Genomic DNA, 26,394 nt, shown 5'->3' on the forward strand with positions numbered 1-26,394 from the left:
GACGAGGATGTTTCTGTGTCAGGCCGAACTCCCAATGCTCATCCCCCTTTTTACCTTATCCTCATCCTCGACGCTTCGTTGTGAGGAAAATCACAATCGCGCTCATTCACAAAATCGTTTGGAACCGTGTGATCGTACGCACAGTCAATCCAGCTCGTCTTGACCTATGCTTGGGGCACGACTGAGTTCGAGGTGACATGAGATGATGACAATTGCCGATATACAAGATGTCTTTTTTCTATGCGGCTTCCCCTATTACAAGCAGCTATCGATCCAGGGACAGCAGGCAGACTGTACGTTTTACAGCATCCATTCCGACTATCGGAAAAAGGTGGTTCTCCAGCTGACAAGCAAGGCGGAGCTTCAACACCAGATTGCCCTGGAAGTCATCAAGTTTTGGGCGCACGATCTGAAAGCGCTTGAAGAGCAATTCATCGAGCACAGCCTGGTTGACTAGAGGGCTTGCCTTCGCTGTGCTCACAAGCGCTCTGGGTGTTGCGGCGCGATTTTTTCCAGAAGCTCCTGCTTTTCCTCTTCATTCAGCAGCTGTTGGGCCATGGGAAACAGCACTTGCTCTTCTTTTTGAAAATGCTGGAGCAAAACCTCGACAGCGCTTTGCAAATAGTCAGGGAAGCCATCCTCCAAAAAGCGGTTCAGAAAGCGTTTCGCCTGTTCGTGCTCGTATTCCATCACGGCAATAGGCCCCGCCTCCCTCCCGACATACTTGGCCATCATCGTAAACAATACGTCCTCTTCCTTCGCGGAGTGAGGCTCAAGCTCGGCAATAAAGGCGTTTGCGTTCGTTTGCAGTTCCGTTAGCAATTCTTCTTTGCGAATCGCGTCGGCAGCCACAAACTGTGTGGCAAGTCGCTGAAGTTCCACCATTTTTTCCACGAGCGGACCGTGTTCTGTTTTCAGTTGGGTTAAAGCGGCACAAAGAGCGTTTTCTTCCGGAGTCATTCCCATGGAACATCCAAACGGCATCATGCTTCCCCTCCCTTTTCTTTTCACAAATCTACTGTAATGGAAAAGAGGGAGAGACGCTGTTAAGTACGTCACACCTTCCCCCTTGTGCCCCCCCCTTTTTTCGGCAAACAAAGAAAAATGACCGCCCCACAAGGGACAGCCATCTTTTCCTGCCATTAGTGCACGCCAAGCATTTCTTTCATGTCTTCTTGCGCATCGCCAATCAATTTGATCCGGAACAAATCTTGAAGCACGGTGAGAACGCCTGGCTGGATAAACTCCGGCAGCTTGGGACCAATTCGGATATCTTGAATGCCCAGGCTGAACAATCCGAGCAAAATTGCGACGGCCTTTTGCTCAAACCAGGAGAGGACGATGCTCACAGGCAATTCATTGACCCCGCAGCCAAACGCTTCCGCCAGCGCTGTCGCGATCTTGACTGTAGAACCGGAATTGTTGCACTGCCCCAGGTCGATGTAGCGCGGAATATTGGTGCCCGGAACGACGCCGTAATCCACATCGTTGAAGCGGAACTTGCCACAGGAAGTCGTCAGGATGACGGTTTCTGGCGGCAAGGAAGTAGCCAATTCCCGATAGTAGTCGCCGCCTTTGCCTGGCGCATCACATCCGGCGATGACGAAAAAGCGTTTGATCTGCCCAGCCTTGACAGCATCGATAATCTCCGGCGCGATTCCCAATACCGTCTCGTGATGAAATCCGGTCGTCAGCGTCTGCTCCGATTCGATATGGGCTTTTGGCAAGGCAAGCGCCCGTTCGATGAGTGGCGTAAAATCGTCGTGTTCAATTTTGGTCACGCCCTCAAGCCCCGTAATATCGTAGGAGAAGAAGCGGTCCGCATAAGTGCCTTTGATCGGCATCACACAGTTGGTCGTCGCCAGGATCGCCCCCGGAAACTCTTCAAACAATCTCCGTTGGTCAAACCACGCTTTGCCGATATTGCCTTTCAGATGCGGGTACTTCTTCAGTTCGGGATAACCGTGCGCTGGCAGCATCTCCGAGTGGGTGTATATATTGATGCCTTTGCCTGCGGTCTGCTCCAACAGTTCCCGCAACGCAAACAGATTGTGCCCGGTCACAACGATGCAGTGTCCCTCGATTTTGTTCTGGGAGACGGTAATCGGCTCTGGAATGCCAAAGCGATCTGTGTGCGCCTTGTCCAGCAATTCCATCACTTTGATGGCTGCGCCCCCGACTTTCATTGCCATTTGCAAGTGTTCCTCTAAGTTAAAGTTAACGTTTGTCAGCGTGAAATATAAAGCTTCCTGCGTGATCCCATCCACTTCCGGATCGATGTACCCCAATTGTCTCGCATGTGTCGCATAGGCGGCGATCCCTTTCAGGGCAAAAATGATCGTGTCCTGGATGCTCGCCAATTCCTCGTTTTTGCCACATACGCCGATTACCTTGCAGCCGCCCGTCGGTGTTTGCTCACATTGATAACAAAACATCTTTATTTCCTCCTCTGTGTTGGCTGATCTTCCTCTTGATCATACGGCGGCTGCGACTTGGGCGTGGTGATAAACATCACACTTTCGGACGCTTTGAAAAAATCAGCTTCTTCACGGCAAAAAACCCGCCAAATCGCTTGGCGGGCTTGTCTTTTCCACGTGAATGGAACCGTGTTACTCCACTGTATCGAGAATCGTCTGAATCTCGCGCAAGCTCACGATTTCGTGCACAGGGGCGATATCTCCCGCCAAAGTCGCGCCGTGCCGATTGATCCACATGTTGCGCATGCCGACTGCATTCGAGCCTTGAATATCCGTCGTCAGCTTGTCGCCGATCATGACGCCCTCTTCCGCTGTAATGCCCAGCAGACTCATCGCATGTTCAAAAATTTCCGCCGCGGGCTTGCCTCGTCCGAAATCGCCGGAGATGACGATATGGTCGAAATAAGCGGCGAGGTTTGGCACGCCAGCCAGCTTTTCCTTTTGCAAGTCAGGCGAACCGTTTGTGAGCAGCAACAGCTTGTACTTCGCTTTCAACTGGTCCAGCACTTCGAACGTTTCTTCATAGACGATCGGGCGGCTTCTCCGCTCAGCGACGAACAGTTCTCCCAGCTTGTGTCCAAGCTCCTCGTCTTCTATGCCAAGCGCACGCAGGCCGCGCGTCCAGGCTTCCTTCCGATACGTCGGAACGAACGATTGCAGCTGGCGAAATTCCTGCTGCTTGCCTTCTGCAAATTGCGCCCACAGCCCTTCGAACGGGTTAATGCCAATCATTTTCGTAAAAGGAAATGCTTCGAACGCTTCGTACATCGCCCGTGCTTCCTGGCGCACGGCCGCTTCCAGACGTTCCCCGTCCAGCTCGTAATGCTTGGCAGCTTCCCCGCAAGTCGCCTGAAACGCCTCTTTTACACTGCGCTCATCCCACAGTAACGTATCGTCCAGATCAAATAAAACCGCTTTGATTGCCATTTCTCTCGGTCCCCTTCTCCTGCTCGTCATCTGTCTCTCCCTCTATGATTACGGAAATCGGCTGTTTTATCAACAGACTTCTGCGAAAAATCAGCCGAAGCTTCCTACAAGCTGTCAGGCTGTTCCTGTTCCTCCGCCGCAATCGGCAAGACGGTCGAAGATTTGATCTCTCGCAGCGACAGGTTCGTCTGCAACCGGGAAATGCCCAGTCGGTTCAGCTTGCGGATGAAGCTGTCCAACCCTTTGCGATCCTTGATGGCGACCTTGAGCAAGTAATCGTACTCCCCGGTTAAACAGTGGCATTCCAGCACCTCCGGCATGGAACGCAGGGCGCTCTCCAGCGTCTCCAGCTCCTTTTCCTGGTGAATGTTCGTGCTGATAAACACGAAGCACAAAAGGTCGAAGCCGAGCTTCTCCTGATCCAAAATCGCCACTTGCCGATTGATATAGCCTTCCGCTTCCAGACGCTTCACCCGGGTATGCGTCGCGGGAGGCGACAAACTCACTCTCCGCGCCAGTTCGGCATTGCTGATCGTCGCATCTTTTTGCAGCACATCCAGGATGTGAATGTCGACCTGATCCAGCACCTTGCTTACAAATGCTTCCATGCGGTTCCCCCCCTCTTTTCATTCTTCCAAAAACGCCAAAGATTCCTTGTCTGTAACGAATGAAATTTCCTGTACAGATACTTTACGTGAGTTTTATTTCGAATTTTCCTTATTATACAGAATCTTATTTTGAATGTTCAACAAAAATGTTATGTTCATTAACAAGCTGATTCCAAACGACACCGTTCATGAAAAAGGGGCTATTTGCTATGCCAAATCGTTATGTACTGTTGCTATTGCTCACCAGCCTGTTGTGGGGCGGAAACTTCGTCCTGGGAAAATCGCTCGTCGGGCACGCTTCCCCGCTTACGTTGACCAGCCTGCGCTGGCTAATTGCGATCGTGTGTCTGTTGCCAATGGTCTGGTGGAAGGAAAAAAAGCTTTTGCCGCCAAAAGCAGCCGTGCTGCCGCTCGTACTGATGGGCGTTACAGGTGTCGTCCTCTTCAATCTGTTTCAATTTCTTGCGCTGGAGAGGACAACTGCGACGAATGTCGGACTGATTTCGACGTTAAACATGATCTCGATTGCGCTGTTTTCTTTTCTCTTTCTGAAGGAACGAATCAACATGTTCCAAATCGGCTGCATGGTTTTCTTGCTCGCAGGCGTGCTGCTCGTCTTGTCCAAAGGCAATGCCGACTACTTGCTCTCCCTGCGATTCAACTCGGGTGATTTGTGGATGCTGGCCGCTGTTGGCGTCTGGGGCGTGTACTCGATTTGCAGCAAATGGGCCATGACGAAGACGACTCCGATGATGTCGATTCTTTACTCGGCTGTTTTCGGCCTGGTGATCCTCCTGCCTTTTAACCTGGCTGACTTCGCCGTATCTGATTGGAATGGCTCGTTTGTCGGCTCGCTTTTGTATACCGGGGTCATCTCCACGGTCGTGTGCATGGTGTTGTGGAACATCGGAGTGCAAAAGCTCGGCGCGACTACTTCCGGCCTTTTCCTCAATTTCAATCCGATCTTCACTTCAATCTTGGCGTTCCTGTTTCTCGGCGAGCAGATGACGTGGATTCAAGGAGTGGGCAGCAGCATCGTGATTGCGGGATGCTTTCTGTTTTCATATGGCAAAACGAAAGCAAAAGCAGTGGCGACCAGCCAGTTGACCGCCCGGCAAACGTAAACACGAAAAAACCGACCCAGTTTTAACGACAGGTCGGTTTTTATGCTTTTGCCTTCCCCCAAAGCTCCTGGCCGCAACGACTCGTTTACGTCCGCGACCAGACATCTTTGGCGTATCGGCCTTCCGCTTGCAGCTGCTCAAGCCACGCTTGCGCCTCCGCCGGGTCCGCGCCACGGACGCGCTGGTAAATCCGCAACACAGTCGCTTCCACATCCGGCGCCATGTGCGTACCATCCCCGCACACATACAAGCGCCCTCTGTTATCGAGCAAGTCGACCAAGTACACGTCATCTTGTTCGAGCAGGTGCTGGACGTACGTTTTGACCATGCCGGGAGAGCGGGAAAAAGCCGTATGCAAGGTGACGATGCCGTCTCTTTGGTATTGCTCCAGCTCCTCGCGGTACAAAAAGTCCAGTTCGTTTCGGCAGCCAAAATAAAGGTGGGCTTCGCCAAGCGGCACTCCTTGTTCTTTCAAAGCAGCTCTCGCTTGCAAAAACCCGCGAAACGGTGCGATCCCGGTTCCCGGACCGACCATAACGATCGGCAGCAGCGGATTTTCTGGCAGCTGAAAGCCCGACTCGGGAGTACGGACGAACATCCATATTTTTTCTCCGGCGCTGCGCTCTGCCAAAAAGGTAGAAGCTACTCCGTGGTATTGCCCCTGGCCGCTCCAGGCAGGCCCGTTCACTACTGCCACTGTCAAGCTGGCCTGATCTTCCCAGTGCATCGGAGAGCTGGAGATCGAGTAATACCTGGGCCTTAGCGGCGGCAGCAGGTCCAGGAACTTGGCAAAAGGCAATTCGCAAGCCTCGTACTTTTCGAGCAATTCGAGCATCGTGAGCCGCTTTTTCAACACTTGCTCGGCGTAGACCGTCTCGTCCAGCAGCGTTTCCAGCTCCCGCTTGTGCGGAGGGCAAACCGTGCAGGCGGCCAGCGCTCGCAACTGGGCGCGGGTAGCTGCTTCCTGCACCTCGACGCTCGTCGACAGCAGATCGCGCAAGCTGACGGGACGATCCAAAGGGAGATGGACGGCGCTTCGCCCGTGAACGCGCAAAATCAACTGCTCCGTGCCCTGCAAACGGAATCGGCGCAAAATCCGCTCGACGATCTCCGGACGATTGTTCGGCAAGATGCCGATGTGGTCGCCCTCCTGATAGATGACTCCCGCTGGCAAGGCAAGCTCGATGTGCCGCGTGCTGCGACCGCTGCCTGGCTGTTGCAGTTCGCGGTTCGCCAGCACAGTCGCCTGGACGCAATCATACGCTTCCGCCAGCGGAACGGTTGGATGTCCTGCCACAAACTGGACTTGCAGCTCCGTCTGCTCGCCTTCTGCCTGCTCTTCCCGATGCAGGCCAAAAGCGTCCGTCAAGTCGTTCCACATCGTCTCGCGCCAGTCGTCCACCTGTTTTTCAAAATCTCCGCCCGCATCGGCTTCCCCGCGCCCGGACAGTCGCGTGCCGCCCTTTTTCGCGAGCTGCTCGTCAATGAACACAGGGACACTTTGATACGTATTCGACCAGTTCCGATCCCCGCATCCGAGCACAGCGAACTGCACGCCCGCAAGCTCCCCCGGCTGCACCTGCTCCAGCCACTTGACGAAGCCGGCCGCATTTCGCGGAGGTCTGCCGTTGTAGGACGCGGTTACGATCAGAACAGCTCCTTTTGTCGGCAGCTTTCCCGCCCAGTCGTTGAGAACGCCTACTTCACTGGCAAAACCGTACTGGCGCGCCGCATCCGCCAGCTCACGCGCTTTGCCTTCGGCCGTTCCGAGATTCGATCCGTACAGGACGAGCAGCGGAATGGCCGTGGCACCTACTGGCGTTTTCGCTGCTTGCGGCTTCACGGGAGCTTGTGCGTTTCCTTTTGCCTGCTCGCGGTGCTTGTCGGCAGGTACGCTCACTGCGCTTCTGTCTGTGCGCTGCCGGACGCGAATCGTAAAGCCATCCGGCTTGATCGTGAGCGTCTGCGCTACTTTCAACTGGTAGTTGGCGTAGTCGACCAACCGGAAATTTTGCAAAATCATCCCGAGCACGAGCGTCGCCTCATACAGCGCAAACTGCATGCCGATACATGCACGCTCGCCGTTTCCAAACGGCTTGTAGGCATGATGCGGCACTTTTGCCGGATCGCTGAACCTCTCGGGACGGAACTCTTCCGCATCCTCGCCCCACGCATCCTTGTCCCGATGAAGCTGCGGCAAAATGACGCTGACCGTCTCACCTTTTTTGACCGGATACATCCCGCCGATCACGGTATCTTCCCTGGCGAACAAATCGAACCCGGGCGCGGTCGGCCACAGGCGCAAAGCTTCGTTCAGCACCAGCCGGATGTATTTGAGCTTTTGCACTTGCTCGTATTGCGGGATCGGCGTCGTCATCACCCGATCCACTTCCTCGTATGCCTTTTGCAGCACGCTCTCGTTTTTCAGCAAGTAGTACAGCGCAAAGGAAAGCAGTCCGCTCGTCGTCTCGTGTCCGGCGATCAAAAACGTAATGATCTGGTAACGAATATTCTCGTCGTCCAGCCCTTCGCCTGTCTCCGGATCTTTGCCATGGAGCATGCGTGCCAGCAAATCGGCTTCACCGCGATCTCCGTTCCGCTTTCTTTCCTCGATGATTTTGTCGACCAAGGAAAACATCGTCTGGATATCTTCCTGGAACTGCTGGCGCGTCTTCACCATCAACATATTCTGGATCGCGAGCCGCGAGCTTTTGTGCATCGCTTCGTTCAGCGCGCGCACCATGCTCTCGATAAACGGGCTGTGCTTTTCTTTGTAAAAACTGTTGAAGCGGTAGTTAAAGCCGCATATCCCGATCGTGTCGAGGGTGAGCCGGGTCATGTCGTCGGCCACGTCAATCGTCTCGTTTGGATTGAGTCGCGCCCACTTTTGCACCAGTTGCGAAGCGATATCGACCATCATGTCGTGGTAGCCCTTCATCGCTTGCTGGCTGAACGTCGGCAGCAAAATGTTGTGTGCCTTTCGCCAGTTCGGCTCGGTTGTCCGGCTCGTAAACAAGCCATCCCCTGCAAATACGCGCACATTTTCCAGCACTCCGCTGACTTCCTTGTCAAAGCGGGTAATGTCACATACTTCTGCCACCAGCTTGTGCCCTGTGACGATCAAAGTAGTGAAACCGGGAAGCGTAAGACGGTAGATCGGGCCGTATTCCTTCGCCAGATCGCCCATGGACAAAATCGGTTGACTTTGGTCGATAGACGGCAAATTGCCAAGTGGACCGTACGTTTTCGGTTGCGGAATCATGACTGCTTCGCTCACATGCAACATCCTCTCGCAATGAAATGGCCTTGCTTCCTGTCGGACGGCGATGACTTCGTTACCTGGCGCTTACCCCGTGAAACAATGTATCCGTGACCAGTTGCGCTGCCGGCCTTTTGGCGAGACGCCCATCCTGCACCTGCTGCCACGCAATGAAAACAAGCATGTACAGCGCATTCCAGACCCAATCCACGCTCATGTCCTGGCGCACGGCCCCTTTTTCCTGCAACAGGCGAATCGCGTGGCAAACCGGCTCTTTGAGCTTGTGCTCGGCCGCGATAATTTCCTCGCTGTAATAAAGCGTCGCGTCGTGCGTCAGGAAGTAAATTTTGTCGCCAAGCGGAATCAGCGCCTCGATCAGCGCCGGGATGTAGTCCTCCAGCTTTTCCTCATCAAGCGGGATTTGTCGCATGCTCTCCCCCACAACTTGAAGGGCACGCAGCCCCAACTGAAGCATCAGTTGCTCCCTGCTCTCGATGTACCGATGCAGCGTAGCGATGCCAATCCCCGCATATTCGGCGATTTCGTTCAGCGACGCTGTCGGCTTTTGAATCAACAACTCGGTAGCGGCATCCAAAATGGCGCGAAGCCGCGCTTCTTTTATGGCAGATCGGGAATGGTTCACTCGGCAGCCCTACTTTCTCATGCTCATGGTCGCACATTCATGCTTGTTTTTGATAGTTTTATCTATCATTCGATACAAATGTATATCAACTTCCAATTTCTTTCAACACAAGAACCGCATTGGTCACGGATTGTTCAAGAATCGGCTGGCTTGCAAACCGAACTGCTTCTTTGGAACTATTTGAGAAAAAAAGGATGAATTGTATACTGTTTCAAAACGAATCGAGGGGGGATTGTTCGTGAAATTCACGGATGCTCCAAAATGTTTTTCCTGCAATCAAGCCATCAAAATAAACGTGCACATTCGCCCGGTCGGAAACTCATCTACGTTTGGCACAATCGCTGAGGTGAGGCTTTTGAACAAAGTGGAGGGGGGAGAGGAAAAGCAGCTGTACCTGAGCGCCCGAGCTCAGTGCTACAATTACGCATGCCGAGCCGTCAACCTCTTTTACTACGTCGTCGGCGAGCAAAGCATGCGCTACCAACGGGTATTTCCCGCTTTCACAAGCGCAAACGGTTGATGCTGCTGCAATAAGCAAGCCCCACGTAAAAATCCCTGTCCGCGGATCACACCATGGACAGGGATTTTCTCGTCTTACTTCAACAAGTTTATCGTCGTAATAATAATCGGCATCGCAAACACGTCGATCAGGAAGGCCCCGACAATCGGCACGACCAGATAAGCTTTTCGCGATGGGCCGAAGCGCTCCGTCACTGCCGCCATATTCGCCATCGCATTCGGCGTGGCACCGAGGCCATGACCCGTAAAGCCCGCCACCATTACAGCCGCATCGTAGTTTTTGCCGAGCAAACGGAACAATACGAAGATGCCGAACAAGACGATGAAGACCACTTGCACGAACACGATCACCAGCATCGGAAGCGCCAGGGCAGCTACTTCCCACAGCTTGATGCTCATCAGCGCCATGGACAAAAAGATTCCGAGTGTCACATCGCTGATCAGGTTGATGCTTTTCATATCAATCGCATCCGGTTTGAATTTGTCAACGACATTGCGAACGATGACAGCAACGAACATCGCTCCCACATAACCAGGCAAAACAAATCCCGTCGCCGTGGAAAACAGTCCGCCCAAGTATGTGCCCACCGCCATACAAAATGTGATCAGCAATACTTGCGTGAAAAAAGCGTTCGTGACGATAGGCTGCGCCGCCTCTTCCACGTTTTTCGCTGTGTCCTCCACTTCCGTCGGCTTCAGATTGTGCTTCGCAATCAAATACTTCACGGTCGGCCCGCCGACCAATCCCCCGGCTACAAGACCGAACGTAGCGGCAGCAATCCCGATCGCGAGTGCAGATGGAATCCCCAAATCTTCCACCGTTTGACCAAAAGCCGTCGCAGCACCGTGACCGCCTTCCATGGAAACGGCGCCAGCCATCATGCCGATGAGCGGGTGAATACCGAACAGCGAGGCCAGCGAAACACCGATCACATTTTGCGCCAAAGCCAAAAAGCCACAGGCAATCCAGTAAATGACGAGCAGCTTCCCGCCCAGCTTGATCAGCTTGAAACTCGCTCCCAGTCCCACCGTAGTGAAAAACGTGAGCATGAACAAGCTTTGCAAAGACGTGTCCAGGGAAATCTCCGCTGCCCCGCTCGCTTTCAACACTGTAGCGACAATCGCAAACAACAGCCCGCCGACCACGGGCGCCGGAATGCAAAATCGTTGCAGCAAGCTTGCTTTTTTCACCAGAAAGCTTCCCAAAACGAGCAAAGCGACAGACAGAAAAATGGTACTGACCTGATTAAGTGCGAGTGTCATTGTTGTCTCCTCCTAAAAATCCCGCGATGGCCTCGTTCGTCAAATAAGCACCTAGCTTCACCGTTTTCCCGTTTTCATCCAACAGCGGATTCACTTCACAAACATCGAAAGAAAGCGTTTTCTTATGAGCGGCAACGGTACGAATTAGACTGCGGACGATCAAAGGCGTCAAGCCAAAAGGCGATGGGGCACTCACTCCGGGAGCGCTTGCTGCACTCAGCACATCCGTGCACAGTGTGAGCATGATCGCATCGCGTTCTTCCATAAAAGCGTTAAGCTGGGACACGATGTCCGCCATCCCCGCTTCCGTCATCTCTTCTTCCAAAATATAGCGGACGCCCAGCTCGTCCGCTTTGTCGAACAGCTCCTGCGTATTGCCAAACCGCTGGATTCCGAGCACAAAGTAGCCGCTGTTCGGGTCTTGCTCCAAAATTTGCCGAAACATCGTCCCGGATGAAGGCTGCCTATCGTAGGCCCGCAAGTCAAAATGAGCGTCGATATTGATGATGCCAAGCGATGCTTCTGTTCCGATATGGCTACGGACACCTGCATAATGTCCGTACAAAGTCTCATGTCCTCCGCCCAAAATGATCGGTGTTGCTGATTTTGCCAGTATCGCCGCTACCGCTTGCCCCAATTCCTGCTGCGCCTCTTCCAGTCGTTCATGCGGGCAAGCGACATTTCCCACATCCAGGAGACGGCTGCTTTCGCTTTGCCTCCACGGCAGGCTTGCAAGCGCTTGCCGAATCGCGTTTGGCGCTTTTGCCGCCCCGACTCGCCCTTGGTTGCGGCGTACGCCTTCATCGCATTCAAAGCCGACAATCGCGCAAGCCCTGCCTGGCGTTGCCTGCAAGTGCGTTAGTTCGATCTGTTCCACCACTTGATGGTAGCGAAAATGGCTTCTTTGCGTAGGATGGTCTGTCCGCCCGGTCCATATCGTCGCTGAAACATGCTCTCTCAAGATGTTCATCCTTTCTGAACCTTCTGAAGTAGATTTTGTTTATTGATTATATAATGGCGAACTTATTATGACTAATATATAATTTTAATAAATTAATAGCTTGAAGCTATAAATCCGAAGGAGCGACTCAGGTGGACATCAAGCAATTGCATTACTTCGTCACGGTTTCCGATCTGTTGAGCTACTCCAAAGCCGCACAAAAGCTGCACATTTCCCAGCCTTCGCTAAGCAACGCGATCAAAAATCTGGAACAAGAGGTGGGCTCGCCCCTGCTGGAAAGAAACACGCGGAAGATCGAGCTGACGGACGCTGGAAACATTTTGTACCAGAAGGCGATCCTGCTTCTCTCCCAGATGGACACGCTGAAAAAGGAAATGGCGGAAGTCAAGGAAACCGGGAGCGGCCAGCTCATCATCGGCATCATCGAGTCGGCCAAGCATTGGGTGCCCAAAGTCATTCGCAACTATCAGGAACACTTCCCGTCCATGAATATCAAGCTGATCGAAGTCCTGAGCGGACAGGCTGTCAAAGATTCCTTGCGCAAATACCACACCCATCTGCTCATTACGAACCAGTCTATCCAAGAAGACGATCTCGAAACAATTCCGCTCTACATCGAGAATTTGGTGCTTGTCCTGCACAGGAGCCATCCGTTAGCGCAGCAAGAGTCCGTCTCGCTGAAAGAAGTGGTGGCTGAACCTTTTATCATCAGCACAGAAGGCTTCCAGACTCGGGAAAACATCTTGTCGGCTTTTGCCACGGAAGATGTGGAGCCGCGCATCAAATTCGAGATCGAACGCTTCGAAACCGCGCTGTCGCTCATCCGGGAAAATCTGGGGATCACGATCATTCCCGAAAACTATTTGGCTGGCGTAAGCGACCCGTCCATTGTGCGGAAGAAAATTGATTCATCATTTTTGCAAAGAACCGTTTTTTTAGCTTACTTAAAAAATCGTTACTTGACTCCGGCGGTTCGGGCATTTTTGGCAGGGATACAAGAGGAGTTTGGTTGTGGGAGACGAGAGTAGTTTTTGTCAGGAAAGGCAGGGAACGTTTGACTTTTGCTGCGGGTGCGTTCAATCTGGTCAGTTTTTTCATCCGCCTGCTCGAATGATTGATTCGCCACGCTTTGGTTGTAAGAATGCTCTTGCTAATTTTCTTCTTCATTTCCTTGCTATTTCTTTGCTGTTTCCTTCCTATTTCCTTGCCGATACACGTAACTAACGGTCCTCACTCGCTTGCGTTACGGGAACTTCCCATTCCCAGCCGCAAGCGGGCCGTTCTCATCCGTTTCCCAGTTTGTGGTATACTGGAACAGACAAAAAGGAGGGAACATTTTGACGATTATTCGAAAAAACCCCGAAACGGTTGCACCACCTGTAGGCTCCTACACGCATTTGACGATCTTGCCAAGAGATGCCGAGCTGCTCGTGCTGAGCGGACAGGTTGGCATGGACCCGTCTGGCAACCTCCCCGATGAAGTCGAACAACAATTGCGTCACGCTTTACAAAATGTGGCCCTCATCCTGCAAAGCGAGGGAGTCTCGCTGGACGGAATTGTCAAAATCAACATCTGGATGACCGAGAAACTGGAGCGCACCAGCTTCCAGGCAATCTGGAACGAATTTCACGGCGGCAATCCGCCTTCGACCACAGTAGCCTACGTCTCTGCCCTGGCCCAGCCAGCATTGAAAGTAGAAGTGGAAGCGTGGGCAGCGCGATAAGCATGAGGAGGTGCCAAGGTGCTTAAAAAAATCCAGGAATCCGTGTACATGGTTGTCGTCTCGCTTTCAGTCATTGTGGAATGGTTCGCATAAAAAGGTGGACTTGTCTTTCCAGGATGTGCCCGGCATGATGATGTCTCGGGCTTTTTTTACGAGGTGGTTCGCTTGTGCAGGTGCATCCACATCATGTACAAGCTGGCTCCTTTTTGCAGTTGCATCTACACCTTGCACGCGCTGGCTCCTTTTTAACAGATGCATCCACACCTTCCACGGGGCTGGCTCCTTTTTGCAGCCGCATCTACACCTTGCACGCGCTGGCTTCCTTTTGCAGGTGCATCCGCACCATGCACAGGTTGGCTTCTTTTTGCAGGGGCATCTACCTTGCACAGGCTGGCTCCCTTTTGCAGATGCATCCACACCATGCACGCGCTGGCTCCCTTTTGCAGGTGCATCCAACATCCACTTTCTCATGCAAACAAGCCCCAATTTCCCAACCAGCACACGTGCAGTTGGAATGCCTTTTACCCTCCCTTGTTTACTGGAACAGATGATTGACAGCTTGAATCAGTGCCACATACTTTCATTTTCAAGAGGTGCAAGCTATGTTTTTCCCCATTATCAGTATCTTAATGAGCATCTGGCTGTACAGAGAAGCAAAGCTTCGCAACGAGCCGCGAGCGCTTTGGGCGATTTCCGGGCTGTTCTTCTCTTTTTTGGCGATGGGTGTGTTTCACTTGAAATACGGGAATCGCACGCAAGGCATTGTCGCTTTGTTCTTCGGGATTGTTGTTTATTCTTTTTGGCTTGCGGATTTTGTGCGTGCATAACGCTTCTAATGCCAGTGGAGCAGCTCCCTGGTTTTTTCTTTTGTCTGTTTGTCTTTGGTCTGTTTGTTTCTGGCCTGTCCCAGCTTTTTCCCCCTGTCCAATCGTACTTTGCCCACTCCTGCTCTGCTCTCCTTGCCTGCCATTTCCGCCATGGCCGACCCGCTCTTTCTGTCCTCATGAAATGAACCAAGTCCCGCATACCTGAAAAAACCCCCGGATATCCCGGAGGCTGTTGACGGATGTACTGAAAAACGGCTGCGAAATGGTGTATTTACCAATCCGGCTTCTTTAATAGAGAACTTCCAAAACAAATTCATTCAATCGAAACAGCATTTCCAACGACTTTTCCTCAATCCTGACCCTGGCAATGAGTTCTTGCGGGTTGGCAAAGCATGCGGCATCCTCCGCGCCATATTGGCAAAAATAGCGGCCGTTTGGGGTATTCGTGATGGAGTAACGCTTTTCTTTATACGTAAATTCCACTTCTCTGCCTTGGAACAAATCATGCGTAAATTGGTCGTATGTATAAGCCATAAGCGCCTCCGCGAAGATTAGTGCCTTTTCATGTGGATGCTTGTTTGTCATAAAAACAGCTTTTCGCTGCCGATTAAACTTGCTCTCGCGTCTCTTGCCCGCTTCGCCTGGTTGTTCACCTGCCGCTGCCTGTAACCAATCTCATCCAAACACGTACTTCATGGCGAAAGGAGCGCTCGGTATGTATGACTTTTTCTCTGCCGTGTTTGTCGTCATCTTTCTCCTTGCCTGGGGTATAATCGTACAGGTCAGGTCGCTGCCGGGAAAATGGCTGTGTCTCGTTGTCATGCTCCTGTTTTTGTGGGGGCTGGCCGAGTTGCTGGACTATATGCATCCTTCGGCGCCGCACTACGAGTAGGCATCTTGTCTTACCAACTTGTTACGCGGTTACGCCCTCTGATCCATCCCCTCGACATGCTGGCCGTTTTTTAGGCTTGAAGACGGCATCACCTTTATTCCTTGTTCTTAGCAAAATACCCTTCTTCAAATACACACACGGTTTCAACGGGAAGACTTGTGTTCTCGAAGGCAAATTCGGCATAAACACCAAAGCCCAATGCTAATGAAACAAAACCCGTTCCGTTCGTTTGGATGTCAGGATCATATTGCCTGACAAACGTTTCTGCTTCCTCGTAAGGAATATTCATGAGGTTTTTTCCATGAAACATGACCGAAACCCGCTCCGAATAAAACTCCACAAAATGACATTTATTGGTATCATTTTTAAAATACACAAAACAACAACGGTAATCATCCATTTTGTCACATGTATCCGTACCATAATGGAACCTGCGCCCCGCACGAGGTTGAAAATTCAGCACGGCCTGCACTTCGTCGGGAGTCATGCCAAGCAACAGCTCTCCCGCCCCTTTGTATGGGTCTATATGAAACTCTGTAGTTGCCGGATATTCTGTCCTATTTCTCGGAGGTGGGAGTCGTTGCTCCGAGTTGAATGGCGTTGGTTTCTCCAGATTGTATTTCTTTTTCAACTGTTCTTTTACATCATCGGGAATCATCTGCACTCTCCCTGCTCTGGTTAATGTTACCCCAATCGCTCCAGCCACTTTGCGAGTTGTTTCTTGGAGAACTGCACATCGTGGGCAGCGTGTGCTCCTTCTTGGCTTACCCACTTTTCCGCAATCTCCATGACGATGTCTATGGTCAATTCGTCTGTCTGCTGAAACAAGTCATCCTCATCTGCTCTCCAGCGCGACCAAAAAAGCCAGCACCATTCCGCCAGTTCCGCCGCGGTGTGCGAGTTTGCTTGGGCACATGATTGCTTTAGCAAGTGGAGCAGGCTTTCTTTCGTGTGCGGGTAGTCTTTCAAGGGGATCATCGTATGTTCACTTCCGTTTGTAAAATTGGGGAGTTTGTTTGTTGAGCGCTCATAAATTGGTATAATTTACAATAAACGAAATCAATTCGAATTTCAATTTCAAGCAAAAGGAGTGCATTTATTTGTACTACTGGCGAAATCAGCGGGGCTACTTTTTGGCGCTGGTGTTGATGTTATCGCTTTACTTCACGGTTCAAATCGTCTGTTCATACAAAGGCATCTTTATTGACCAACATTTCGAGCTTATTTTAACACTACTCGCAACAATGCTTTTGATCCGTCTCATCTTTTCCCCAAAAAGATAGCATTCTTTGGCTTGATACACATTCTTATGGTCCATGAAAAAGCGCTTTTCTCTGATTAGGGGCACACTCTGCCGACAAAAAAGAGGCGCAATCGCAGCCGCCTCGTTCGCTAATTCACTATCGGATTTTTGACGCTCAGTAACAGCTTATCTTCTTTTCCAAAAATATCGATCGTCTGCACGTGCCCCTGGAGCACGGCTCCGTTTTCATTGACCATGCCCAAAAACGGATGCGTCAGCTGGTCAGCGATTTTCTTGCTTTCTTCTGATTCCGCCAATCCGGTGTAAAGGCCAAGCTTGTAAAAACCTTGCTCGCCCTTCGCGATCGCCAGTTTCAGCTCTTTTTGGTACCACGATGTCATCGAGAAATTTTCGTGATAGTCCTTTAGCATCGCTTTTTCAAGCTCGGCCAATTTTTCAGCCGGAAGGACCGCGGACTCCTCCGCCCCCTTGGCCGGAACTGCCTTTTCCGTCGATTCATTCTGTCCACTCGGAGCAAAAAGCCCCAGCGCGATGGAAACAAATCCTACAGCCGCAATGATGTTCATTCTCTTAAAAATTCGTTTGGCTTCATTCTTTTGTTTCTGCGCGTCCTTCCTCATCCCGACAAAAGCCATGACAATGGCAACAACCACCGCGATAAACCCAATTGGCAAAAATAATACAAAAGACACGCTGTTCCCCCGTTTCCTCGTCGTTTTCCGGCGTCTTCTTCTATCGCTATCTGCATCGATTGTACCATTAACCTCTTGGTAATGAAATTCAGTCCTGACATATACTCTGGGGAAAACTGAGTTGGCTGCGGGCATACAGTCAACGATAAAACGGCTTGAAACACATCGGGCGCTGATTGTGGATTCTCCTTGTGTAGACTACTGGCTGCTGTGGTTGTGGTGACTCCATCCTTACCCGAATCCAGAGTTGAGCCGCCCCATAAAAAATCCCCCCAAGTAGACAGAGGTAAGTGTTTGATTTTTCTGGCGCTATGAGAGGATCGTATTAGCATGTGGGCGAGAGTTCTCCCGTTATGGCCGCTCTCCGCTTTGATATGTCACGATCGGAGCTTTAGGAGCAACTGGTCGCTCTCCGCTCTGGGCAAAAGCACTGCCAACCGAGCCGAATAAAAGGCACAACATCAGCCCGAGACTGATTTTTCTCATTTTAAACACCCCCTTCAGATGCCGCTTCGCAATCGGATCAGCTACGCTCAAAATCACCACTTAAACGAATTGGCGTCTTATTGCCGATCGCTCCGTTTGGATGACCACTTTCTTCTTTTTTCACGATCCTTTTTTATAAAAAGAACTTTCCTCTAGTCTGGCACTTCAATGTGCTCGGACACTCTGGACTTGAGTATCTCGATCAGTTCTTCATCCATGAATCCATAATCATCGGGTATACTGAGACAAATGACTTTCTTGCCTGCGAGGCTTGCTCCAAACTTATCTGTCAGCCTTCTAACATGCTTTTTCTCCATGGCAAAAATCAAATCAGCCCAGCCAATATGACCAGCAGTGACTTTGATCCGCGCATTTTCCTCTGTTCCCGCAGATCTCACATCATAGTGATTGTATCCGTGAAAAATTTTCTCTGCTGTTAAGCTGCGCCATTTATTTCTGCTGCAAATGAACAAGATTTTGATGCTCGCCGCCTCCATTTTACTTTCGCTCTGAACCTCGACACTCACCATCTCGTGTGCAATGGCTATTTGTTCAGCGGTTATTCCGTGTCGTTCGACTCAATACTCCTGCTGCAAGACATCCCGCCCTCCAAAAAGCAAACTCACCACAATAGTACCATTTTCATATTTTTATGGGGATATTTTCATACGAAACAAAAAAAGACGAAGTTACCTTGTTTCTAATGAATAAAGAGATACGCCTCTACTCTTATGGTAAAATCCCCTAGACTTGCCAACAAAACAAACAGGGAGAGCATGCCATGATCCTTACCTTTTTCAAATGGCTATTCGCTACCATTCTCATTGTTGAAATACCAGTAATGATCTATGTTCATTTTGTGTACGGTATTAGTCTTCAATTGGGAGGCATCGGGCTCTTGCTAATCATTACGTATCTCTTATTTGCTTGGGATGCGAAGCGCACAGCAAGAAGGCTTGGCCATCGTTAACAGTTCTTTTGGGGCTTTTTTTCTTTTTCAGCACTTCCATGCAAAAGCAAGTCGTAGACGCACCCAAATGTTATACTATTCACAATTCAACGAACAAAAGAAGCGCCACAAACCGCAAAAGGATGATTGGATTGAAAAAACTGCTGCTGTTCCTCTACGACTCATTCGCAGAATTTGAAGTAATTACATTAGTCACGGCACTCAAGAGAACCGACTACACGCTTGTTACTTTTTCGACCAAGCCGAAAGGAGAGGCTGTTACAGCCTTATCTACGCTATGTTACCTTCCTGCCCGATCCGTTCAAGATATCGATGTTGACGAATTTGCAGCCCTGGTTATTCCGGGCGGCGCCCCCCATCCGTTTCTGCACGACCAAAAATTGATACAAGTTATTCGGTCATTTTACGAACAAAACAAATTAATCGCAGCGATTTGTGGTGGGCCTTCCTTGCTCGGCGCAGCCGGCATTCTCAATGAAATTGCCTATACTGCCTCTATTGAACCGAGTGATCTGGAATACGAGCACGTGATGAATTGGGAAAACAAGCGGAATGAACGGCTTGTCATCGATAAGAACGTGATTACAGCTACAGGCTCCAATTATCTTGATTTTGCGGAGGAAGTGTTGCGAAGGCTTGGCGGTGTAGAGCCTGAGGACAAAAATCCCTTGCAGTACTTTAGAGAGCCGTCGATGTCGTAGGTGCAAGTTGCTATCGGTAGTTTCACCTCCTTCTACTCGTGAGGTAAATGCAAAGCGAACAACCAAAAGACGAAATCTGGATCTGTCGAAATTTTGTGTAAACTCAATTACCCTAATATATGAAAAGGCTCCATCCCTCCAGGAATGAAGCCTTTCTATTATTGATTGTTTGGATTTACACAAAATTCTTGACAGACCCGAAAAAAATCAAAATTTTTGCCTACGAATGTTTATTCGTTCATCCACAATCTTCTCATCATACAATTGTTAATGGGCCTTCTGATGTTCGTAACAATACACTCTTCCTTGAAATCTTGACTCATTGGCCAAACAAAACTTTGCAATTTTATCAGTGACTGCCTTCCCGCAGACTGCGCATTTATGTTCCGTAACGGCATCAGTTTTTTGTGTGAGCGTACCGCCACTTTTGAGCGCTTCTACATGAGAAGCCCTAACTTTTGAATTGGTAATATTTTCACGCTTTATGGATTCATACATGCTCTCTATTTCTTCCGCTGTAAACCGATGCTCTTTGTTCCTCTCTCTTAAACGGTTGATTTTACGTTGAATAAATTCTGTTAGCTCGATATCGTACACGATTAAATCATTTGAGCCGATTTTTCTAAGCTCAGGATCTACACTGAATGTGCACCGGCGCGTAAATGACACAAGTGAAACAACATTCTCTTTCTCTACCTGGATAATGCTTCGGATGGATTCGATATGACCGTAATTTTGATAAAAGGGATTTAACATCTTAAATCGCTTATTAACCGTCCAATGCTTGTCCTCTCTTCCCCCCTTTATTTCGCCCGAATAGTTTTTCGTCTCAATGATGAAAATCGCGTACGGGGTAAAGAGAATATGATCAATTTGCGAATACCCTGATTTTGCTTTTGGATTGGGAAGAAGTAAATCCGATATATGCCTATACTCTTTTGCCATTTGATCTAACTGAATCGTAACCTTATACTCTCCTAGCTCTCCTTTCCGGATTGATTTAGCATTATTCATTGTTTTACTTGGCGTCTTTTCTACCGCAGGTTGCTTCGGTGGTTTTTTCGTGCTTGTAAAGAGACTCAAAATTTTGGATAACATGGCATATATTCCTTTCTACTTAATACTACATGAGCGAGAAAAGGAGCGCTATTTCACTAAGCGACCTACCTATGATTCTCCGGTACCTCTTCCACTCGAACCTTCTCGGCTAAATCAATATACTCATGATCTAAAACAACTTTCACTTTCCCGCGTCGGCGTTTCTCACGCCATTGTTTTAACTGCTCTTCATCGTCTAATCGCAGCTCACTAATTTCATCGGCACGATCAAACATGTACTTAGTTGTTAGAAGTAACGTATAAATTCCTTGTCCACCGAATTGGATTGGCTTTTCTCTTTTTATCCATTTATTCACTTCAAATCGTACGTACAGTTCTTCTTCCGTTCCAGGACGTGGCGTTCTTTCTAAAATATCTTTTCTGCGCACTACTTTCCAGTCAGTGATGGAGCCATACCAATGAATGCCTCCATTTTCCCTAAACTGTTTTCTCGACTGGCACAAAGCAACATACTCAATCTGAGTCAACACTTTATGATCTTTTAAGTTTTTTAAAGGAACATGATAAGACTTGTGCTTTAAGGCCAATTCCAACTGCCCTGTTCGCAAAGAGCCAACCAATACATTTTTACCTCCCAGTTTATCCTGGTAGTAGCGATCCGTACCACGCGGTCGAGTAGAGCGTTCATACGCTTTTTCCGGGCTGTCTAAAATAAGTTCATCTAAGAATTGTTCTAAAAGAGACGTAGCTCCTGGCAAGAATGGGAAAGCACCAATATTAATTAATTCAATGCTTTTATAGAATTGGTGCTGACGAAATTGCTCTTCATTTGGGTAAGGAAAAAGTACATAAGCCCCATACATGCTTCGCTCATACTCATGAGTAGTACCATCTAAATAGACGATAGCGTCACGATAACGATGCATAGTATTAATATCGTCTTCCTCCGGACCTGGAAATCTATATTTCTGGGAGTAGCTAGTCCCTTCGTAAGCCGGGTTAAGTCTGTATTTTGCATCAAAAACATACTTAAATTCTTGCTGACTGTCGTTCTTTTTCAAAGTTAAGACATTATCTGGACGCTGTGATAAAGTAGGGACTTTTCTTTTGTCTTCCGACGGCAGCGCGTTGTAATAAAGAGTAAACCGCTCCTTGTTCGCCGGATTTTCATAAACCATTCGAGCTGACTGGCTCCGATCCAATGTTACGAACAGTCCACTTGTATTTACTTTTACAAAGTCTTGTTTTAATAGCTTGTACTTCATACTTAAAATTTGATTAATCTTCAAAAAGCACCAGTATTCGTACAATTGGGCTATGTCCTTCATGGACAGCTTCGAGAGCTCGCCTTGAATTGTAAGCCCCTTCATCAATGTCAGGTACGCTTTATAAATTTCGCGATACCCTGGAGCCATTTGCAATACTAACGTAACAGACAGTTGCTTCATCCCTGTTGCGGCAGCTAGAAAATCGAGTTGTAATACCCGCCTGATTTGTTCTACCATTCGATCAAGTTTTTGCAAAAATACTTCGTCGCGATTACGGCTACTTGTTTCTATATGGAGGCGAATTTCTTTTAGTTTTGCGACGATTTTTACGAGCATCCAGCGAACAAAACGATTCTCTACCGTATCGTAATTAATCGCTCGTCTACTTTCTTTTAATAAAGACGGACGGTACAGCTTATCCTGAATTCTCAAAAACCCGTTGGCATGATCTTCTAGCAGACTGTGAGGATTCTTGCTAAGAAACGCTTGATTATGCCTGCTCGCCCGCTTTACCCGAGATGCATCCATGACCTTTTGCTGGGATTCTAGCTTATGGTGAGGGTTAGCTTTAATTCTCTCGATCGCACCTATTAATTGCTGGAAGACATATTGGAGAATCGAGTAAAACTCAGTCAAACTTTGTGAATGAGTTTCGGTAAGCCCAGTCATTTGATGTGTCTTTCGCATAAAATCGAAAGCCAGGTTGTACACCTGTTCATTCACTTCACGTAAGAGGTTTTGGTAATCTCTACGGTAATCCATTTTTACTGGGAATATTTCGAGCTCAATTTTTAAAACTGGCTGACGATTCATTTGAATCACAATTTCAGTCAATCCAACTTCATTTTGAAAATGTAAAATTCCAGATAAGATATCTTTTCCAAGTGGCTTGATTGCTTGACGAAGATGAACATTCTCATGAAAAAAAGTGATCTCCTTCTCCTGTTTACGCACCAAAACGAATTCATACGACTGTGTTTCGAAAAAGATGGGGAGCGCATCCCCCTCATCTATATTCATCAAAGCACCTGTTATAGGTGAGAAAACAAGCTTTGATTGCATCGTAAGCCGAGAAGAATCACTGGATACCCGTAACGTCGATGGCTCCCATTCTAAGTTGTTCTCACGATGAAGCTGCAGTTTCTCTACGGTTGGATGAAACGGTTTGCCTTTTATATAAAGGTCAAAGACATCTGTCTCGATTCGCAATAACTCTACACTTTCTCTAAGAGATCCAAAACGATGTGAATCCATCTTCTTCTAGCCTCCGGAGCATGTAGAGTAGCTTTCTACTACTTTGTTTGTACGGTGCATGTAGATATTCCTTTTGCAAATCTAACTCGTATAACAACGCAGCATCCCCCACCAGCTCGTCCACTTGTAATCGAGTATCTCCTAGTGTGATTTTCAAAAGTTCAATGAGCGCGCGTTTCACAGACAAATTACTTCCTTGTATGCGGGGCAGTATTTTTTGCAGCAATTGAAAATCAAATGCTTCGTCTTGTGACATCAGGCGAAAACGTTCATTGTAGACCATGTAAAAGCAAATCGCATCCCTAACACGAAAACCGATGTGTGCGTGAATATTTTCGAGAATGAGATTAATTTTTATCAGCTTCTCGGTAGATTCCTTGATCAGATTCGAATAATCTTTATAAGCCTCTTGTAGCGTAATGTAATCACTTGACAAAAAAGATGATGCTGCTGTCCACTCCATATCTGCTTCATGGACTTCTTCGGCATCAGGAAAATTATCCAGCTGAATATAGTTAAATTCTATCGTGTTTCCACGATCCAAAACTTTCTTGCTAAATGGATGCGTCGTCTCATCCATATTTACTGTTCCAATCAGAACTACATTACTTGGAATGAAAAGCCCCTCATAAATAGCGCGGTCATCTTTGCCCAATTGATTCATCGAGATTAATGGATTTGTTACGATTCGACCATCTTTACGCTCCTGTGTTTCTATCAAACTGAGAATGTCACTAAAATAATGTTCCACACGTGCTAAGTTCATCTCATCAAGGCAAATAAAATAGACTTTATCCTGGTGTTCCGGATTAGATGCTTCTACAAGAACCTCTGTCAATGGACCTGGCCGAAAATTTCCCGTAAGATCTTTGTACCCAATTAAGTCAGATGGATCACTCCAGTCTGGACGAACCGGGATGAGTCGAAATTGCCTATTTTCGCTGGTTGCTCCAAGAGCTTCAGCAAACAGTTTCACTAATTTTGTTTTCCCCGTACCTGAAATGCCTGCGAGGATTACAAACGGCTTTGTTTTTATAGAAAGGTAGAAGTTTTCGATCAGTTGATCAGGATAGTGGAAACCTTTTTGTCGAATGTAAGTTTTAATCGTATCTATCGCTTCTTTTACGTCCGAATCATGCACAAAGAGTGGCTCCTTCTTGATAAAAGATACACTTGATTCGCTTGTCGTAGCTATCTCCTCTGCTAAGCTGTGGCTATAATCCACGTACTCTCGATAGTACTCCAGCATCGACTGCAGTTCCGCCAGTAGTTGCTGATTAGATGGCAAGTTGCTTGCTTCATATTTCATGTAAGCTATCGTCGATACTTGGTAATCTTCACCAAGTCCCTTCTCCGTTAGATGAATATTCTCATCCTTTTGGAAACCATCTAATGTAATAACGGAGCGAACCTCCTGAGCATTTCTTCTTAAATACGCGTACCCCTCTTTTTTCCCTTGTTTTAACGGCACTGTTACTCCTTGGGCCAAAGTCAAATAAACTGCACTCATGTCTTGGGAAAAAAGGTAAACGACGTAGACACCCTGTTGCGTAGTCGTAGTTATTCTTTTGTCCATAATCGCGATCCAAGGTATATCTGCCCAATTTCCTTGTCCTACAGATCCTTGAGCCTTCCCTTCCTCTGGGAAGAACGGCAGTTTTGAAATCTCATTTGGAATCTTCTGCCTCACTAATTTTCCAAGGTCGTTCTCTTTGAAAGGCTGCTGCTTTGTTTCCAAATAAGTAGATAGTATGGCATGTAAATAATCACGTAACGTAATGGATGGTTTCAGCTGACTAAAATAATTCTCCAGCTCATGTATCGTATACTCGCTCAGCTCTTGGATTTGGGGTGTGCGTAGCTCTTCTAAAATATCTGCTCGGAAGCCATACTCAGTATGGTTGCGATCATTCATTAAAACTTCTGAAAGAGCTTGGAGCGGCGTCTGGATGATGTGGTGGATTTGCGCTAAAGTAATCTCCCGCCATTGTTTACTTAGTTTTGCAGGTGGTGAATCTACTACCAGGCCTTTCGCTTCCCGTTCTTGGTAGTAAGTGAGAAATTTTTGCTTGAGAGTGTCCAAGGCTAAAGACGGATTCCCTTTTTTCAGTTCGTCGAGAAGGCAGAGGATTACGACCATTTTGTATGATTTTTGCTTGTGTTTAAATATATTTGTAAGAGTAATTGGTAAGGCCATTTGTTTCCTCCAGTGATTAGGGCTGTGTGGATATTATAGCAAATATTGTTAGGGAGGGGGATTTAGTCGTGGATCTCGTTCCGTATGTAGTCTTTTATACTTAAGTCGTTAGAAACAACTGGAAATCAAAACTCCCCCAACATTGGAGGAGCCTACAACTAGCTAAATTGGCGCTACTCGAAACATTCCGGTTAAAGCAGGGTACTGCTGAAAGCCGTATTTTTCATACAGTTTCTTGCCTTCGTTAGACGAAAAGAGACCGATAAAAGCTTGGTCGGGAGCATTCTCTTTTAGATAGAGCATGAGATTGTCCATAATCATTGTCCCTATCCCCATTTTTTGAAACTCCGGACGCACAACAATATCTTGCACATAAAAATAAACGTACCCCAGCTCCGAGTCTCAAACCTTTTTTCGCCCAAAGCGATCAGCGTCACCCATGGCTGGTGAATGGTAATTGTTTTCATGCCGAACTGCCCCCCCATTGATCGCAGCTATCTACGTTCCTCGTCGTCTTCAGCCGCAATGCCACACACAACAATCATATGTTTTGACACGTATGTACCGATGGCTGCTCGCTTGCATTCACGTTCCTTGAATCAGCTTGGCACTTTCGCTGTCTGCCCCTCCCGATTATCCGATCGTCCATTATCGTAAAACGACGGGCAGAGATATCGGTGAGAGATCCTTCATGATTTTTTCCACTTCCTGAGCACAAAGCGGTTTGATTTGACTGAAATACTTCTGTTTTGCAAGCGACATGACAGTTGTGCAAATATGCGTATTAGTCACCGCTGGAACTAATACTACATTAGGATCAACAGAGTAAAAGCCTTTTGAAGCAACCTCGCTTTCAAAGTCCTGGGTTAGCCGCACAATATCATAAATTTTAATACTGAATAACTCATCGCTGAACTTAACGTAGACATCAAATCGGCAACCTCTGCTTTCCGCCTCAAACTCAAGACACTCAGAATTATCTGTAACGTAAATTTGGATTTGGTCCATGCTCGCCTCGCTTGATTTTTTTGTGATGCAATCATGATGCCCCCTGAACGAACGGGTAGCTATATTCATTCTCTCATGGAGAGTAAGAAACAGGGAGGATTTAATTACTTTATTGGTGAGAATTTCGAAAATTAAAAACTCCATCCCATGCCCTTTTGGCAAAGCTGAAAAAGAGAGTCCCTGATGTTACAAATCATCCATGCGGCAAAAATAAACACTCGCCCAGTCCACTCACCTACAGCGGTACATACGTATAGCAATAAGGCACCTC

At 48.4% G+C, this 26,394-nt stretch carries 28 protein-coding genes and 1 pseudogene; 8 read left to right on the forward strand and 21 right to left on the reverse strand.

Annotated elements, in window-relative coordinates; all coding sequences use genetic code 11:
* Positions 1 to 202 precede the first annotated feature (202 nt).
* Entirely contained in the window at positions 203 to 457 is a 255-nt protein-coding gene (locus M2298_RS20240; RefSeq protein ID WP_122964868.1) for a hypothetical protein, read from the forward strand.
* Positions 458 to 477: 20 nt separating this feature from the next.
* On the opposite strand, the gene M2298_RS20245 is transcribed toward M2298_RS20240, so the two are convergent.
* From M2298_RS20245 to M2298_RS20260, 4 genes are all read right to left on the reverse strand, one after another.
* The gene (locus M2298_RS20245) at positions 478 to 987 is read right to left on the reverse strand and encodes a hemerythrin domain-containing protein (RefSeq protein WP_173596962.1); all 510 of its coding nucleotides are present in this window, start codon (positions 985 to 987) and stop codon (positions 478 to 480) included.
* 155 nt (positions 988 to 1,142) lie between these two features.
* Entirely contained in the window at positions 1,143 to 2,435 is a 1,293-nt protein-coding gene (gene hcp, locus M2298_RS20250; RefSeq protein ID WP_173596961.1) for a hydroxylamine reductase, read from the reverse strand.
* A 174-nt stretch (positions 2,436 to 2,609) separates the two neighbouring features.
* Positions 2,610 to 3,404 carry an HAD family hydrolase gene (locus M2298_RS20255; protein WP_173596960.1) on the reverse strand — a complete coding sequence of 265 codons (795 nt, stop codon included), beginning with the start codon at positions 3,402 to 3,404 and terminating at the stop codon, positions 2,610 to 2,612.
* A 104-nt stretch (positions 3,405 to 3,508) separates the two neighbouring features.
* Positions 3,509 to 4,012, reverse strand: coding sequence for an Lrp/AsnC family transcriptional regulator (locus tag M2298_RS20260; protein ID WP_122964865.1), 504 nt, complete (start codon positions 4,010 to 4,012; stop codon positions 3,509 to 3,511).
* A 209-nt stretch (positions 4,013 to 4,221) separates the two neighbouring features.
* Here M2298_RS20260 and M2298_RS20265 point away from each other — a divergent pair, with 209 nt between their 5' ends.
* Positions 4,222 to 5,136 (forward strand): DMT family transporter, encoded by a 915-nt coding sequence (locus M2298_RS20265; RefSeq protein WP_122964864.1) that lies wholly within the window; start codon positions 4,222 to 4,224, stop codon positions 5,134 to 5,136.
* An 85-nt stretch (positions 5,137 to 5,221) separates the two neighbouring features.
* On the opposite strand, the gene M2298_RS20270 is transcribed toward M2298_RS20265, so the two are convergent.
* Together M2298_RS20270 and M2298_RS20275 are read right to left on the reverse strand one after the other, a co-directional pair.
* Complete coding sequence (locus M2298_RS20270) at positions 5,222 to 8,398, reverse strand: bifunctional cytochrome P450/NADPH--P450 reductase (protein ID WP_280649052.1); 3,177 nt, start codon at positions 8,396 to 8,398, stop codon at positions 5,222 to 5,224.
* Between the two features lie 73 nt (positions 8,399 to 8,471).
* Positions 8,472 to 9,038, reverse strand: coding sequence for a TetR/AcrR family transcriptional regulator (locus M2298_RS20275; RefSeq protein ID WP_217023007.1), 567 nt, complete (start codon positions 9,036 to 9,038; stop codon positions 8,472 to 8,474).
* Between the two features lie 238 nt (positions 9,039 to 9,276).
* Here M2298_RS20275 and M2298_RS20280 point away from each other — a divergent pair, with 238 nt between their 5' ends.
* A complete protein-coding gene (locus M2298_RS20280; protein WP_122964862.1) occupies positions 9,277 to 9,558 on the forward strand; it encodes a hypothetical protein in 282 nt (93 codons plus the stop codon).
* 74 nt (positions 9,559 to 9,632) lie between these two features.
* Here M2298_RS20280 and gltS read toward each other — a convergent pair whose 3' ends face one another.
* Positions 9,633 to 10,820 (reverse strand): sodium/glutamate symporter, encoded by a 1,188-nt coding sequence (gene gltS / locus M2298_RS20285; protein ID WP_122964861.1) that lies wholly within the window; start codon positions 10,818 to 10,820, stop codon positions 9,633 to 9,635.
* On the reverse strand, positions 10,804 to 11,790 hold the full coding sequence (gene hutG / locus M2298_RS20290; RefSeq protein ID WP_280649023.1) for a formimidoylglutamase: 987 nt from the start codon (positions 11,788 to 11,790) through the stop codon (positions 10,804 to 10,806). Before hutG ends, gltS begins: the two co-directional genes overlap by 17 nt.
* A 122-nt stretch (positions 11,791 to 11,912) precedes the next feature.
* Here hutG and M2298_RS20295 point away from each other — a divergent pair, with 122 nt between their 5' ends.
* From M2298_RS20295 to M2298_RS20305, 3 genes are all read left to right on the forward strand, one after another.
* Positions 11,913 to 12,809 (forward strand): LysR family transcriptional regulator, encoded by an 897-nt coding sequence (locus M2298_RS20295; protein WP_280649024.1) that lies wholly within the window; start codon positions 11,913 to 11,915, stop codon positions 12,807 to 12,809.
* A 309-nt stretch (positions 12,810 to 13,118) separates the two neighbouring features.
* Positions 13,119 to 13,505 (forward strand): RidA family protein, encoded by a 387-nt coding sequence (locus M2298_RS20300; protein ID WP_173596955.1) that lies wholly within the window; start codon positions 13,119 to 13,121, stop codon positions 13,503 to 13,505.
* A gap of 602 nt (positions 13,506 to 14,107) precedes the next feature.
* Positions 14,108 to 14,332, forward strand: a complete 225-nt coding sequence (locus tag M2298_RS20305; protein WP_280649025.1) for a hypothetical protein — start codon at positions 14,108 to 14,110, stop codon at positions 14,330 to 14,332.
* A 5-nt stretch (positions 14,333 to 14,337) separates the two neighbouring features.
* On the opposite strand, the gene M2298_RS20310 is transcribed toward M2298_RS20305, so the two are convergent.
* Positions 14,338 to 14,484, reverse strand: coding sequence for a hypothetical protein (locus M2298_RS20310; RefSeq protein ID WP_280649026.1), 147 nt, complete (start codon positions 14,482 to 14,484; stop codon positions 14,338 to 14,340).
* Between the two features lie 136 nt (positions 14,485 to 14,620).
* A complete protein-coding gene (locus M2298_RS20315; protein ID WP_280649027.1) occupies positions 14,621 to 14,866 on the reverse strand; it encodes a hypothetical protein in 246 nt (81 codons plus the stop codon).
* Between the two features lie 181 nt (positions 14,867 to 15,047).
* On the opposite strand from M2298_RS20315, the gene M2298_RS20320 reads away from it, so the two are divergent.
* Positions 15,048 to 15,224, forward strand: coding sequence for a hypothetical protein (locus tag M2298_RS20320; RefSeq protein WP_173596951.1), 177 nt, complete (start codon positions 15,048 to 15,050; stop codon positions 15,222 to 15,224).
* 94 nt (positions 15,225 to 15,318) lie between these two features.
* On the opposite strand, the gene M2298_RS20325 is transcribed toward M2298_RS20320, so the two are convergent.
* From M2298_RS20325 to M2298_RS20345, 5 genes are all read right to left on the reverse strand, one after another.
* A complete protein-coding gene (locus M2298_RS20325; protein WP_173596950.1) occupies positions 15,319 to 15,882 on the reverse strand; it encodes a hypothetical protein in 564 nt (187 codons plus the stop codon).
* 26 nt (positions 15,883 to 15,908) lie between these two features.
* Positions 15,909 to 16,202, reverse strand: a complete 294-nt coding sequence (locus tag M2298_RS20330) for a hypothetical protein (protein ID WP_280649028.1) — start codon at positions 16,200 to 16,202, stop codon at positions 15,909 to 15,911.
* A 414-nt stretch (positions 16,203 to 16,616) separates the two neighbouring features.
* Positions 16,617 to 17,315 carry a hypothetical protein gene (locus tag M2298_RS20335; protein ID WP_280649029.1) on the reverse strand — a complete coding sequence of 233 codons (699 nt, stop codon included), beginning with the start codon at positions 17,313 to 17,315 and terminating at the stop codon, positions 16,617 to 16,619.
* Between the two features lie 216 nt (positions 17,316 to 17,531).
* Positions 17,532 to 17,666: a hypothetical protein gene (locus M2298_RS20340; RefSeq protein WP_256436801.1), complete on the reverse strand. Its 135-nt coding sequence runs from the start codon at positions 17,664 to 17,666 to the stop codon at positions 17,532 to 17,534.
* A 152-nt stretch (positions 17,667 to 17,818) separates the two neighbouring features.
* Positions 17,819 to 18,163, reverse strand: coding sequence for a low molecular weight protein tyrosine phosphatase family protein (locus M2298_RS20345; protein WP_280649030.1), 345 nt, complete (start codon positions 18,161 to 18,163; stop codon positions 17,819 to 17,821).
* A 604-nt stretch (positions 18,164 to 18,767) separates the two neighbouring features.
* Between M2298_RS20345 and M2298_RS20350 the strand changes: the two genes are divergently transcribed.
* Entirely contained in the window at positions 18,768 to 19,337 is a 570-nt protein-coding gene (locus M2298_RS20350; protein ID WP_280649031.1) for a DJ-1/PfpI family protein, read from the forward strand.
* 267 nt (positions 19,338 to 19,604) lie between these two features.
* Here M2298_RS20350 and M2298_RS20355 read toward each other — a convergent pair whose 3' ends face one another.
* From M2298_RS20355 to M2298_RS20380, 6 genes and pseudogenes are all read right to left on the reverse strand, one after another.
* On the reverse strand, positions 19,605 to 20,435 hold the full coding sequence (locus tag M2298_RS20355; RefSeq protein WP_280649032.1) for a nuclease-related domain-containing protein: 831 nt from the start codon (positions 20,433 to 20,435) through the stop codon (positions 19,605 to 19,607).
* 65 nt (positions 20,436 to 20,500) lie between these two features.
* The gene (locus tag M2298_RS20360; RefSeq protein WP_280649033.1) at positions 20,501 to 22,918 is read right to left on the reverse strand and encodes a DUF2357 domain-containing protein; all 2,418 of its coding nucleotides are present in this window, start codon (positions 22,916 to 22,918) and stop codon (positions 20,501 to 20,503) included.
* Entirely contained in the window at positions 22,890 to 25,115 is a 2,226-nt protein-coding gene (locus M2298_RS20365; RefSeq protein WP_173596944.1) for an MrcB family domain-containing protein, read from the reverse strand. Before M2298_RS20365 ends, M2298_RS20360 begins: the two co-directional genes overlap by 29 nt.
* Positions 25,116 to 25,277: 162 nt before the next feature.
* Positions 25,278 to 25,487 carry a GNAT family N-acetyltransferase gene (locus M2298_RS20370; protein WP_280649034.1) on the reverse strand — a complete coding sequence of 70 codons (210 nt, stop codon included), beginning with the start codon at positions 25,485 to 25,487 and terminating at the stop codon, positions 25,278 to 25,280.
* An 11-nt stretch (positions 25,488 to 25,498) separates the two neighbouring features.
* Positions 25,499 to 25,582: pseudogene (locus M2298_RS20375) on the reverse strand (ASCH domain-containing protein); the annotation flags it as partial.
* A 181-nt stretch (positions 25,583 to 25,763) separates the two neighbouring features.
* On the reverse strand, positions 25,764 to 26,267 hold the full coding sequence (locus tag M2298_RS20380; protein WP_173596943.1) for a hypothetical protein: 504 nt from the start codon (positions 26,265 to 26,267) through the stop codon (positions 25,764 to 25,766).
* Between the last annotated feature and the right edge of the window lie 127 nt (positions 26,268 to 26,394).

Origin of the sequence: Brevibacillus sp. 1238 (genome assembly GCF_029892995.1) — a bacterium.
Taxonomy (GTDB): Bacteria; Bacillota; Bacilli; order Brevibacillales; family Brevibacillaceae; genus Brevibacillus; species Brevibacillus parabrevis.